The following is a 12,964-nucleotide window of genomic DNA, read 5'->3' on the forward strand; positions in this document are numbered from 1 at the left end:
GAAGCGGTGACGGGCCCTGGAATCACTCGGGTGTCAGACGAGGTCGAACCGGTCGAGTTCGGTGACCTTGCCCCAGGCGGCGACGAAGTCGCGCACGAACTTCTCGTTCGCGTCGTCGCTCGCGTACACCTCGGCGACCGCGCGCAGCTCGGAGTTCGAGCCGAACAGCAGGTCGGCGCGGGTGCCGACGCCGACGGGTGCGCCGGAGCCGTCCTTGGTGCCCATGAACGCGTGGCCGCCCTTGTCCAGCGGCTTCCAGGTCGTGCCGAGGTCGAGCAGGTTCACGAAGAAGTCGTTCGACAGCACGCCCTTGCGGGTGGTGAGCACGCCGTGATCCGAGCCGTCCCAGTTCGCACCCAGCGCACGCATCCCGCCGACGAGCACCGTCATCCCCGGTGCCGACAGGGTCAGCAGGTTCGCCTTGTCGATGAGGTGGTACTCACCGGGCATGGTCGCCTTCGGGCCGTAGTAGTTGCGGAACCCATCGGCGGCCGGCTCGAGGAACTCGAACGACACCGCATCCGTCTGCTCCTCACTGGCGTCGGTGCGGCCCGGGTGGAACGGCACCTCCGCGTCGACGCCGCCGTCACGCGCCGCCTTCTCGACCGCGGCATTGCCCGCGAGCACGATGAGGTCGGCCAGCGAGACCTTCTTGCCGTCGGTGCGGCCGTCCTCGAACGAGGCCTTGACCCCCTCGAGCACGCTCAGCACCTTCTGCAGCTGGGCGGGGTTGTTGACCTCCCAGTCCTTCTGCGGGGCCAGGCGGATGCGCGCGCCGTTGACACCACCGCGCTTGTCGCTGCCGCGGAAGCTCGATGCGGCGGCCCACGTGGTGCCGACGAGTTCGGCGACGGTGAGCCCGGCATCCATGATCTGAGCCTTGAGGGCCCGCGCGTCGTCGGCGTCGATCAGCTCGTGATCGACGGCCGGAACAGGGTCCTGCCAGATGAGGTCCTCGGCGGGCACCTCGGAGCCGAGGTAGCGCACCTTCGGTCCCATGTCGCGGTGGGTCAGCTTGAACCACGCCCGCGCGAACGCGTCGGCGAAGGCCTTCGGGTCATCCTTGAAGCGACGCGAGATCCGGTCGTACTCGGGGTCGGTGCGCAGCGCGAGGTCGCTCGTGAGCATGCGGGGCTCGCGGCGCCCGTCGGAGTGAGCCAGCGGCACCATGTCGGCTCCGCCGCCGTCCACCGGACGCCACTGGTGGCCGCCTCCGGGGCTCGTCATGAGCTCCCACTCGTACGCGTACAGGATGTGGAAGAACTCGTTGTCCCAGCGGGTCGGGTGGTAGGTCCAGGTGACCTCGAGCCCGGAGGTGATGGTGTCATCGCCCTTGCCGGTGCCGAAGTTGTTCTTCCAGCCCAGCCCCTGCTGCTCGAGGCCGGCCGCCTCGGGGTTGTCCTCGATGTTGGTGTCGGGCGCCGCGCCGTGGGTCTTGCCGAAGGTGTGCCCGCCGGCGATGAGCGCGACGGTCTCCTCGTCGTTCATCGCCATGCGACCGAAGGTCTCGCGGATGTCGCGCGCCGAGGCCATCGGGTCGGGGTTGCCGTTCGGGCCCTCGGGGTTGACGTAGATGAGGCCCATCTGCACGGCGGCGAGGGGCTTCTCCAGGTCGCGGTCACCGCTGTAGCGCTCGTCGCCGAGCCACGTGGTCTCGGGGCCCCAGTACACGTCGGCGTCGGGCTCCCACACGTCGGCACGGCCGCCGGCGAAGCCGAAGGTCTCGAAGCCCATGTCTTCGAGGGCGACGTTTCCGGCGAGGATCATGAGGTCGGCCCACGACAGGTTCTGGCCGTACTTCTTCTTCACCGGCCACAGCAGGCGGCGTGCCTTGTCGAGCGAGACGTTGTCGGGCCAGCTGTTCAGCGGCGCGAAGCGCTGCTGGCCGGCTCCGCCGCCTCCGCGACCGTCCGTGATGCGGTAGGTGCCGGCGCTGTGCCAGGCCATGCGGATCATGAGGGGTCCGTAGTGACCGAAGTCGGCGGGCCACCAATCCTGCGAGGTGGTCATCACCTCGGCGATGTCGGCCTTCACTGCGGCGAGGTCGAGGCTCTCGAAGGCGGCCTTGTAGTCGAAGTCCTCGCCCAGCGGGTTGGCAACGGCCGGGTTCTTCGCGAGCACCTTGAGGTTGAGCTGGTTGGGCCACCACACGCGGTTCGCGTCGCCCGTGGTCGGATGCGGCTGGTCGCCGTGGAGGACGGGGCACGTACCCGCGGCGGCGTCGTTCGGGCTCGGTCGGGTCTCGCCGTCGGCGCGCTCGCTCTCGGGGGTGTCGATGTCGGTGACCGACTGGTCGATCTCGGTGTCGGAGCCGATGCCGGCGGGGTTCTCGTCAGCGTTCGTCATGGGGTTCCTTCCTGGGGACGAGGGTGGACGGAGAGGGGAAGTCTTCGTTGGTCATGCGGCTGCGGCGGAGCACGGGGCGCACACACCCCAGAACGTGACTTCGGCGGTGTGCACCGCGAAGCCCCGCGTGTCGGACGGGTGCAGGCACGGCGCTGCGCCGGTCACGCAGTCGACGTCTTCGACGCGTCCGCACTGGGAGCAGACGAGATGGTGATGGTTGTCACCGACGCGCAGTTCGTAGAGCCCGGCGTGGCCCGCCGGCTCGATCCGACGCGCGATGCCCGCCTCGACGAAGTCGCCGAGAGCGTTGTAGACGGACTGCTTGCTCGTACCGGGGAGACTCTCGCGCACGCGATCGAAGAGCGGTTCAGCCGCGATGTGCGCGGCGCCGTGGAGGGCGGAGAACACGGCGCGCCGCGTGTCGGTCACCCGCAGCCCGGCACCGCGCAGGGACGCGTCGACGTCGTGCGCATCCGGGTTGGTCATACCGCCCACCTTACCGTTCTTTTGACATATTCAAAACAACGAGCGGCTGTCGCGCAGGTGGCGCGCTCTGGTCGGCGCCGGGGCCTGCCAGTACCCTGAGCGCATCGGAAAGGAGGCGCGCGATGAGCAACGATCCGCGTCCTGAGAAATCCATCCCACCCACCGACCTCGAACACACCCCGCCGCCGGGCGGACCGACCCTCGGCGCCAAGCTCGCCGCGGAAGGGTTCGGAACCTTCCTGCTCGTCTTCGGACTCATCGGAACAGCGCTGTTCGCGAACCACTTCGCCGATGCCGAGCGCGTCTTCGCCCCCGGGATCGTCTATATCGCCGCCTCGTTCGCCGTCGGACTCGCGGTGATCATCGGCGCCTACGCGTTCGGTCCGATCTCGGGCGGGCACTTCAACCCCGCCGTCACCCTGGGCCTGGCCGCCGCCGGCAGGTTCCCGTGGCGCGGCACACTCGCCTACATCGGCGCTCAGATCGTCGGCGGCCTCGTCGCCACCACCGTGCTGGTGCTCATCGGCCTCTTCGGCCCGGCGGGCTGGCTGCCCGCCGCGCAGGACAGCGGATTCGCCAGCAACGGATGGGATGCGCTCTCGCCCGGTGGGTTCGGCATGCCGGCGGCGATCATCATCGAGATCATCCTCACGGGGCTGTTCCTGCTCGTGATCCTCGGTGTCACGCACCCCACCCGCGGCACGACATTCGCGGGCCTCGCGATCGGGCTGTCGCTCACCCTCATCCACTTGGTGAGCATCCCCGTGGACAACACCTCGGTCAACCCGGCGCGGTCCCTGGCGACGGCGGTGTACGGCGGCGGCGAGGCGCTCGTGCAGCTGTGGGTGTTCCTTCTGTTCCCCGTGGTGGGTGCCGTGCTCGCCGGCTTCGCCTATCGCGCGCTCTTCGACAGCGAGGTCGGCGGCTCCTAGCCCGCGTAGAGGGTGGGCGTGCCGGCCTCGTACTCGGTGAGGTCACCGGTCTCCCCGGCACGGCGGGCCCGCCCTCCCACGACGACCATGTAGAACACGAAGGCGCCGAGCGCGAGCGCTCCGATGCCGATCTTGACCGGCCACGGCCAGGGCTGCGCGGTGACGAAGCCCTCGATGAGACCGGCGACGGCGAGCGCCAGAACGAGCCCGAGCGCGACGGTCGCCAGCGAGCGCCCCGCCTCGGCGAGCGCCTGCCCACGGGAACGCCGTCCGGGCGCGACCCAGGCCCAGAAGATGTGCAGCCCGGCCGCCCCCGCGACGAAGATGCAGGTCAGCTCCAGCAGGCCGTGCGGGAGGATGTAGAGCACGAACACGTCACCACGGCCGAAAGCGAACATGATCGCGGCGGCCGTGCCCACGCCCACCGCGTTCTGCACGAGCACCATGATCGGCCAGATGCCGGTGATGCCGAACATCACGCACTGCGCGGCGATCCACGCGTTGTTGGTCCAGACGGTGCCGGCGAAGACCGCCGCGGGATTCTCGGAGTAGTACTCGGCGAAGTCGTTCTCGGCGTACTGCTCCAGCGCCGCCTGAGGTCCGAGACTCGCGACGAGCGCCGGGTCGGCGGCGACCCATGCCGCCACGATCGCGCCCACGGCGACGAAGGCGACCGCGATGACCAGCGTCGTCCATCGCAGCCGGTGGAGCGCCGCCGGCAGCTGCAGGGCGAAGAAGCGCGGGATCTGCCGCAGCACGTTCTCGGGAGCACCGGTCAGGCGCAGACGCGCCCGGGAGAGCATCGTCGAGACGTGGTCGCCGTGCGGGGTGCGACCGGCCGAGGTCTTGATGTCGGCGAGGTCCGCGCTCGCCGACCGGTATCGCGTGACGAGCTCGTCCACCTCGTCGCCGGTGGGCCGGCGCGTGCGGCTGAGCGCATCCAGACGGTCCCATTCCTCGCGCCGGGCGGCAGTCAGGGCGTCGAGGTCCACCTGGTTAACTGTACCCATGAGCACGCCGGCGCCGACCGTGGTCGAGATCCACCAGGACGAGGTGCTCACCGGTGAGGCCGTCGCTCTCGACGTGCAGCCGGTCGGCTTCTTCCTGCGGGCCCTCAGCGCCCTGATCGACGTGCTCGTCGGCATCGCGGTGCTCCTGCTGTTCGTGGCGATCGTCGGATGGCTCGGGAGCCTCGGGATGCTCGACACCGACGTGCTCCCCATCGTGACGATCGTCGTCGCCGTGCTGGTGATGGTTGTCATCCCGACCACGGTCGAGACGGCCACGCGGGGTCGCAGTCTCGGCCGACTCGCCGTCGGCGCGCGGGTCGTGCGCATCGACGGCGGCGCATCCGGATTCCGGCAGGCCTTCATCCGCGCCCTCACCGGAGTGCTGGAGATCTGGCTCACCCTCGGTGCGCTCGCCGCCGTCGTCGGCGCGTTCACCCCGCGCTCCCAGCGCCTGGGCGACCTGCTGGCCGGCACCTATGCGGAGCGCACGCGCACGCCGGCGCTGCCTGCGCCCGCACCGGGTGTGCCATCCTCGCTCCTGTCGTGGGCCGAGACCGCCGACGTGGCGCACCTCCCGGCCGGCCTCTCCCGGCGCATGGCGCAGTTCGTGCGGCAGGCCGATCACATGATGCCGGGCGCGCGCAGCCGCGTCGCCCTGTCACTCGCCGAGGAGGCCGCCTCGCACGTCTCCCCCGTGCCGCATGCCGACCCGGAGACGTTCGTGCGCGCCGTCGTCGCCGTCCGCCGCGACCGCGAGCTGCGCGCGCTGGAGCTGCAGTCGCAGCGCGTGGCCCGCCTCACCCGCGGCCTCGGCGCCTGACGGCTCCGGCGCCCGCCCCCGCGTCCCGGCCCCCGGGCCCCGGGCCCCATCCGTCCGTCCCCCATCCGCCCCTCCCCCATGTCCCACTTTCTGCGCTCATTCGGCGCCAGACCATCAGAAACTGGGACACGCTCCGGGCCGCACCGCATCCATGTCCCACTATCTGTGCTCATTCGGCGTCAAACCGACAGGAAGTGGGACATGCAGCGGAAGCGGCGTAGAGGCCGGGGCCGCGTGCACGGCAGCGGCGCGCACCCGGCGTGGGCCCGGCCCGCGGGAAACACCCTGGCCGCGCGCACCACGGCAACGGCACCCGCGCGGGCTCGGCCTGCGGCACCACCCCGGGGGGTGGGTCAGTAGCGGTAGTGGCCCAGCTTGTAGGGGCCCTCGACCGGGACCCCGAGGTAGGCGGCCTGCGCCTCGGTCAGCTCGGTGAGCTCGACACCGAGTGCGTCGAGGTGCAGGCGGGCGACCTTCTCATCGAGCACCTTCGGCAGCACGTAGACGCCGAGGGGGTACTGCTCCGGGCGCAGGTAGAGCTCGATCTGCGCGAGAACCTGGTTGGTGAACGAGGCGCTCATGACGAACGAGGGATGCCCGGTGGCATTGCCGAGGTTCAGCAGGCGCCCTTCGCTCAGCACCAGCACGCTGCGGCCGTTCGGCAGACGCCACTCGTGCACCTGCGGCTTGATCTCGACCTTCTCGACGCCCTCGAGAGCCTCGAGCCCGGCCATGTCGATCTCGTTGTCGAAGTGACCGACGTTGCCGACGACGGCGAGGTGCTTGAGGCCGAGGAGGTGCTCCGCCGTCACGACGTCGCGGTTGCCGGTGCCGGTGATCACGATGTCGACGTCGCCGAGGACGGTGTCCAGGCGCGCGACCTGGTACCCGTCCATGGCGGCCTGGAGCGCGCAGATGGGGTCGACCTCGCCGATGATGACGCGGGCGCCCTGACCACGGAGGGCCTCGGCGGCGCCCTTGCCGACGTCGCCGTAACCGGCGACGAACGCGACCTTGCCGCCCATGAGCACATCCGTCGCCCGGTTGATGCCGTCGGGCAGCGAGTGGCGGATGCCGTAGACGTTGTCGAACTTCGACTTCGTGACGGAGTCGTTGACGTTGATCGCGGGGAACAGCAGACGATCGGATGCGGCCAGCTCGTAGAGACGGTGCACCCCGGTGGTCGTCTCCTCGGTCACGCCGAGGATTCCGTCGGCCATACGCGTGAAGCGCTGCGGGTCGCGGGCGAGGCTGCGACGAAGCGTCTCGAGCACGACGCGGTACTCCTCGGAGTCGCCCGCGACGGCGTCGGGCACCGCACCCGCCTTCTCGAATTCGACGCCCTTGTGCACGAGCAGGGTCGCGTCGCCACCGTCGTCGAGGATGAGGTTCGGGCCGTCGAAGCCCTCCGCCGACCAGTCGAAGATGCGGTCGGCGAGGTCCCAGTACTCCGCCAGCGTCTCGCCCTTCCAGGCGAACACCGGAACCCCGCGCGGCTCGTCGACCGTGCCGTCGGGGCCGACGACGACGGCGGCGGCGGCTTCGTCCTGGGTGGAGAAGATGTTGCAGCTGGCCCACCGCACCTGCGCACCCAGCGCGACGAGCGTCTCGATGAGCACCCCGGTCTGCACCGTCATGTGCAGGGAGCCGGCGATGCGCGCACCCTTCAACGGCTGCGACGCGCCGAACTCGTCGCGAAGGGCCATCAGGCCCGGCATCTCGTTCTCCGCCAGCCGCAGCTGGTGGCGACCGGCGTCGGCGAGCGAGAGGTCGCGGACGGCGTGATCGGGAACGGTGCGGGTCGGCGCGGCGGTGTCGGAGGACATGCCTTCCATCATCCCACGTCGCCTGCGGGCACATGCCGACGCGGACCGGCGGTCAGGTCACACCTGCAGGGTCTCGTGGCGGATGACGACCCACCCGCGCGGCACGGACAGCCGATCGGTGTGGGCGGCGCACAGATCGTGCGCGTGCGGATCGTTCGCGCGACCCAGGGGTCCCAGGGCGGCCATCTGGTCGCCGTAGTCGTAGGTCAGGGTCGACACCGCCTCGCGGGCGCATCCCACTTTGGAGCAGAGTCTGTCGCGCATCGGTCTCACCCTAGTGAGCGGTTCCGACAGCATCCGGATGCCGCGCCGCGCACCTAGGATGGGGCCATGGCGTGGAGACGTGCGAAGCCCTCGGCGACACCGGCCCGCCGGCCCGCCCGCCACGGCCGCCACGGGCGCGTGGGCCGCAGCCCGATCGTGCGCCCGCCGCTGCCTCCCATCGACACCCGCATCGAGCGTTTCGACCTCGCCGTCGGTGCGGCGGCGGAATTCCTGCGCTCGGCGTGGGACGACCTGCGCGACGTGAGCTTCGAGATCGGCGACATGCCCGGGGAGACCGGTGATCGCGGCATTCCGCGGTGGACGGTGGACACCACCCGCAAGCGCATCATCGTGTGGCGACTGCCCATCGAGCGGCTGAGCCACCTGCACCGCGACGACGACCTGCACCGGCGCATGATGATCGAGAGCTGCGTGTTCCGCGCGGCCGCGGAGTATCTCGACATGGATCCGTGGGATCTCGGCCCCGAGCGGTTCCGCTACTTCTGAGCCTCCGCCTGCGGGCTCACGGGTAGACGGTGATCGCGTCGGAGGCCGCTTCGGACGGCCACACCGGGTAACCGGCGAGCGCGCCGTCGCCGCTGAAAGACAGGCCGGCGTGGATGCCGTCGCCGCCGTCGTCGATGCTGTAGACCATGCGCGCGGTCAGCCGGAGCGTGGTCGACGTGCGCGCGGCGACGACGACCTCCTGCTCGTCCGAGCCGTCGATCGCGGCGATCGCGACGGTCATCTCCGTGTCGGTGACGTTCGCGAGGGTGAGCTGCGGCTCGGGACCCGCCGGCGTGGCGAACGTGCTCGGCGTGCCGAGTTCGGGCGCCGGCATGTACCACGCGAAGTCGGCCGCCTCACCCGATCCCGTCGCCTGCCACACCGAGGCGAGCAGCTCGACCTCACCGGTCACCTCGACGGTGTACTGACCGACCTCGAGGCCGCCCAGTTCCGCCTCGGTCGGGATGCCCGCCGTCAGCTCGATGGTGCGCTCGACCACGACCGACTGCAGGGCGTCGGATGCGGTGACCCGCACCGTCGCGGTCGTGTCGGTGACGGGCGCGAGCAGGCGGAGCACGGTGCCGGGCTCGTCGTCCTCCGGCTCGTCGGCGACGCCCACACCGGTGATGACCTGGCTCGTCTGCGGTGCGGAGACGGCGGATGTCTGCTCGACCCCTCCGGCGATGAGGCCCCGCGTGATGCTGGACTGTACGGATGCGTGCACGGGCGCGCCTACGGCGGTCACGCGAACGACGGGGCTGGCTTCGCCGAGGATGAGCCCGGCGAGGGGGATGATCCGCTGGCTGCCGGCTGCCACGACGACGTCGGCGCCGCCGGGGGGTTCGATCGCGCCCTGTGCGCCGTAGACGGTCAGCTGCACGGTCGCCGCGACATCGCCGGGGTTGGAGAGCAGCACGAGGTCGGCGGAGCCGGTGGCGGTGGATCCCGCAACGAGCCAGGATTCCATCAGCGCCGGCCGGCAGGGGGAAGCGGCGTAGCCGCGCAGGTCTTCGTCGGCGACGGTCGCGGAGCCGGCGGCTGCGACGTCGACGCGGTCCTCGCCGTCGGGCTCCGCGACCAGGGCGACGGCGCTCTCCTCCTCGCCCAGGGTGGGGGCGGGAAGCGCGGTGAGTTCGGGATCGGCGTCGGCTTCGCTCGTGCCCAGCGTGAAGGTGGAGTCCGCGGCGGAGACGATGCCGGCCGCATCCTCGACGTCGCGCCCGGTGGCCAGCAGATCGCCCGTGCACGCGGCGATGCTCTCCTCCGCCGCGGGACGCTCCTGGATCGACGGCGCCGTGCGGTCGATCTGCGGCCACGGCACCGACACCGCGGTGACGACGGCCACGACGAAGCCGATCCCGACCAGGGTGCCCACGAGCATCCGGGCGCTGGTGGTCGCCCAGCGGAAGGTGCGCTTGTCGCTCATGTGCCCTCCTGCCAGTACGGGCCGACGATGCGCGAGGTGCGTCGCGCGCCACGGCGGGATGCGGCGGTCGGCAGCGCGAGAAGCAGCGCGATGACGACGACGAGCAGCTGCGCGGCACCGACGACGACGGCGATCTGCGCGACCCACGCCGGTGCGGCTGCGCGCGGCGCGACTTCGTCGGCGACGCGCCACAGCACGCCCTTGCTGGTGTCGCCCACCGGGTCGAGGCCGTTGCGCTGGTCGAGCGCGGTTGTCGCCGACAGCTGCAGTTCGCGAGCGCCGGATGCGTCGGGGTCGGCCGGGGGCGCCAGCAGCACGAAGCCGACGCCGTGCGCGGCGAGCCGGTCGACGGCGTCGTCGGCGGTGGAGGTCACGAGATCGACGGCGATGTCGGCGAGTTCGCGATCGGCCGCCGTCGGCACGGCGCGGGTGGACAGGAGGGTCGTCTGTCCGCCGAGCGTCTCGCTGCCGCCCCACACGATCTCGGCCGACAGTCCGCCGTCGGACTGCGGGGTGAGCAGGATGGTTCCGACGTCGGGGTCGTCGCGGCCCTCGGCGGCGACGTATGCCGGCAGGGTGCTCTCGGGGCCGTTGGTGAGCAGGCTGGCCTCACGGGCGAGGGCGGTCAGCGACGGCACGGCCAGCAGCACGAGCGCGAGCGCAGCCGCGATCGCGATCGATCCGCGGGCGGACGACAGCCGTGGCGCGAGCCCGGCGTCGAGGGCGACCGCCGCCGCGCCGACCGCGCCGATCCACGCCAGACTGAGCCCGCTCCCCGGCCACACGGCGATCGTGAGCGCCTGGTCGAAGATGACGACGATGCCGACCGCGACGAAGGCGGTGCCGAATCCGAGCGCAGAGATCACCAGCAGCGTCACGCCGGCGGCCCAGCGCTGGGTGAGCGGGGCGAAGAGCGCGAGCACCGCCACCGGCGCCGACAGCAGCGGCACCCACCAGGTGGCGACGCCGGGGAGGAACTCCTGCCACCCCGCCATGTCCGGGGTCGGGATGCCGGCGGCAAGCAAGCCCCGACCGGCCGGATCGGCCGCCACCTGTGGGCCCGCCCACGGCACCCCGGGGTCGGCGAACAGGGCGAACACGTCGCCGGTGCGCACCTGGTCGACGATCAACGGCGCGAAGAGCACGACGGTCGGGATGACGAGCCAGATGAGCCGCGCGACGCCGTTTCCGCCGCGCATCACGACCGACAGGATGATCGCGCCCGTCCACACCACGGCGAAGGCGGGGGCGAGCGACGGAGCGCACGCGACCACCGCGGCCAGCAGCAGCGAGGCCACCCCGGAGGCGACCCAGGTGCGATGCGCGATGGAGCCGGCGTAGAACAGCCACGGCAGCAGCAGGTGCACGAGGACGGCGGTCGGCCGGCCGTCGACGAGGGCCACGAGGAACATCGGCGCGAGCGTCCACAGTGCCCCCACCATCACCCGCAGCGAACCGCGATCGGTCACGCGCACCGCCGCGAACCAGCCGCCGAGGGCGGCGAGCGGCAGCGCGAGGATCCACAGCACGACGATCGCGTGCGACGGCTCGAACGGCGACAGCGAGCCGATGACGGCGATGACGGCCGAGAACGGGTCGGCGGCGCCGATGGTCTCCCAGCCGAGGGGGCGCAGGCCGAAGGTCGCATCCGCCCACAGCTGCGCGACGGTGGCACGGAGGGGCTGCAGCGCTCCCCCGCCGAGCACGGGCCACGCCAGCAGGCTCGCGAACGAGGCGACCGAGACCACGAGAGCGGCGAGCACGAGCCACGCGCCGCCCTTGGTGAAGAAGCCCAGCTCGCCGCGCACCGGCGCGGAATCGACCACGCCGCGGTCTTCGTCCAGGCGCTGGCGCAACTGATGTCCGGTGAACCGCAGCGGGGCGATCTGCGCCCACGACGCCCGGCGGGTGCGACGGATGCGGCCGCGTGACCGTGCGATCGCGGGCACGCGCAGGGCGACGACGACCGCCGCGGCCCACTGCGGCCAGACCAGGCCCGGCTGCTTGCGCACGAGGAACACCGCCGACAGCCACAGGGCCAGCGGCAGCAGCGAGAGCCAGTGCAGGAACACCGCCGGAGCGGGCGCGTAGGCGAGGCGTCGATGCAGCTGGGCGGTGCGCACCGCGCGCGCCCCGCGGCGCCGGGCTCGGCCGTTGCGCGGGGCGGGCAGGCCCGCGACCCCGTCGCCGGCGACGGCCACGAGCGCGGTCGGAACGAGCGAGATGCGCGAGCCGGCCAGTCGCGCGCGCACCGCGAGATCGAGCCCCTCGTCGGCGCCGCCGAGGGCCGGATCGATCCCCTCGAGGGCACGCCACGCGTCGGATCGCACCAGCACGCCGCGCACGTCGGAGCCGAGCACGTCGTGGGTCACGTCGTGCTGCCCCTGGTCGAGCTCGTCGTCGGCGAGGCCCACCGAGCGCCCGGTGGCCGTCATCGACACTCCGAGCGAGACGATCTCGGAGCGGTCCTCCCACCGCACGAGTTTCGGAGCGACGAAGGCGACGGAGGGCGCCAGCTCGAGGGCGCCGGCGAGGCGGGTGAGCGCGTCGGGCTCGGGGGCGGTGTCCTGCGCGAGCAGCCAGACCGCGTCGCCGTCGAGGCGGTGGGTGCCCAGGGTGGTGGCGGCGGCGAAGGAGGTGCCGGCGGAGGCGGTGATGACCGACTCCGCACCGGATGAGGCCGCGAGTTCACGAACGGCGGCGTCTTCGCCGCAGATCACGATCGTCAGCGCGTCGACGGGGCGCCGCTGCTCCTTCAGCGCCGCGAGGGTGCGCCGCAGGTGGAACGCGGCCGACGGACGACCGTCGGGGCGCACCACGAGAAGGGCATGGACACGGGCGGGCATGGCCAGGTAAGCCTATGCGGGCTGCGCGACGAGGGTCGCGCGCACGCGCCGGGAGCGCCGCATCCCGCGGCGGCAGTGGCGGATCAGCTCGCGCGGCGCTTGAGCTTGCGCCGTTCTCGTTCGGACAGGCCACCCCAGATGCCGAACCGCTCGTCGTTCTGGAGCGCGTACTCGAGGCATTCGTCACGCACATCGCACGAGGTGCAGATGCGCTTGGCGTCGCGCGTCGAGCCGCCCTTCTCCGGGAAGAACGCCTCCGGGTCGGTCTGGGCGCACAGCGCGTCTGTCTGCCACGCGAGTGCATTCTCGTCGTCGGTCTCGGCTGGACGTCGCACGCCCGGCACGCCGAGCTGTACGGGATCGACGAACCAATTCTCGGGAACGCCGGAACGGTAACCCGTCATCTTGCTCTCCCACCTCGTGGTTTCCCCCCACGCCGGTCCGCGTGTTGGGAATAATTACACAGGTGTAGTTCCTCACGGTCAAGTCGCAGATCGTAAA

General features: G+C 71.5%; 11 protein-coding genes. 3 read left to right on the top strand and 8 right to left on the bottom strand.

What is annotated here, in order from left to right; all coding sequences use genetic code 11:
- Positions 1-33 precede the first annotated feature (33 nt).
- Entirely contained in the window at positions 34-2,346 is a 2,313-nt protein-coding gene (gene katG, locus IM777_RS11840; RefSeq protein WP_228480782.1) for a catalase/peroxidase HPI, read from the bottom strand.
- A 51-nt stretch (positions 2,347-2,397) separates the two neighbouring features.
- A complete protein-coding gene (locus IM777_RS11845; RefSeq protein ID WP_194383497.1) occupies positions 2,398-2,832 on the bottom strand; it encodes a Fur family transcriptional regulator in 435 nt (144 codons plus the stop codon).
- 122 nt (positions 2,833-2,954) lie between these two features.
- Here IM777_RS11845 and IM777_RS11850 point away from each other — a divergent pair, with 122 nt between their 5' ends.
- Positions 2,955-3,764: an aquaporin gene (locus IM777_RS11850; RefSeq protein ID WP_194383498.1), complete on the top strand. Its 810-nt coding sequence runs from the start codon at positions 2,955-2,957 to the stop codon at positions 3,762-3,764.
- On the opposite strand, the gene IM777_RS11855 is transcribed toward IM777_RS11850, so the two are convergent.
- Positions 3,761-4,756, bottom strand: a complete 996-nt coding sequence (locus IM777_RS11855) for a stage II sporulation protein M (protein WP_194383499.1) — start codon at positions 4,754-4,756, stop codon at positions 3,761-3,763. The two genes, IM777_RS11850 and IM777_RS11855, sit on opposite strands and share 4 nt — an antisense overlap.
- A 16-nt stretch (positions 4,757-4,772) precedes the next feature.
- Here IM777_RS11855 and IM777_RS11860 point away from each other — a divergent pair, with 16 nt between their 5' ends.
- A complete protein-coding gene (locus tag IM777_RS11860; protein ID WP_194383500.1) occupies positions 4,773-5,594 on the top strand; it encodes an RDD family protein in 822 nt (273 codons plus the stop codon).
- Between the two features lie 353 nt (positions 5,595-5,947).
- Here IM777_RS11860 and ahcY read toward each other — a convergent pair whose 3' ends face one another.
- Entirely contained in the window at positions 5,948-7,420 is a 1,473-nt protein-coding gene (ahcY, locus tag IM777_RS11865; RefSeq protein WP_194383501.1) for an adenosylhomocysteinase, read from the bottom strand.
- 57 nt (positions 7,421-7,477) lie between these two features.
- Positions 7,478-7,684: a DUF3499 family protein gene (locus tag IM777_RS11870; protein WP_194383502.1), complete on the bottom strand. Its 207-nt coding sequence runs from the start codon at positions 7,682-7,684 to the stop codon at positions 7,478-7,480.
- Positions 7,685-7,750: 66 nt separating this feature from the next.
- Between IM777_RS11870 and IM777_RS11875 the strand changes: the two genes are divergently transcribed.
- Complete coding sequence (locus tag IM777_RS11875; protein ID WP_071044746.1) at positions 7,751-8,191, top strand: metallopeptidase family protein; 441 nt, start codon at positions 7,751-7,753, stop codon at positions 8,189-8,191.
- A gap of 16 nt (positions 8,192-8,207) precedes the next feature.
- Here the strand turns inward: IM777_RS11875 and IM777_RS11880 are convergent, their stop codons facing one another.
- The 3 genes from IM777_RS11880 to IM777_RS11890 all read right to left on the bottom strand — a co-directional run bounded on the left by IM777_RS11880 (position 8,208) and on the right by IM777_RS11890 (position 12,867).
- Positions 8,208-9,617, bottom strand: coding sequence for a DUF5719 family protein (locus IM777_RS11880; protein WP_194383503.1), 1,410 nt, complete (start codon positions 9,615-9,617; stop codon positions 8,208-8,210).
- Positions 9,614-12,463 (bottom strand): glycosyltransferase family 2 protein, encoded by a 2,850-nt coding sequence (locus IM777_RS11885; RefSeq protein ID WP_194383504.1) that lies wholly within the window; start codon positions 12,461-12,463, stop codon positions 9,614-9,616. Before IM777_RS11885 ends, IM777_RS11880 begins: the two co-directional genes overlap by 4 nt.
- Before the next feature lie 83 nt (positions 12,464-12,546).
- A complete protein-coding gene (locus tag IM777_RS11890; protein ID WP_075807113.1) occupies positions 12,547-12,867 on the bottom strand; it encodes a WhiB family transcriptional regulator in 321 nt (106 codons plus the stop codon).
- Positions 12,868-12,964 lie beyond the last annotated feature (97 nt).

Source organism: Microbacterium luteum, from assembly GCF_015277875.1.
GTDB classification, from domain to species: Bacteria; Actinomycetota; Actinomycetes; order Actinomycetales; family Microbacteriaceae; genus Microbacterium; species Microbacterium luteum.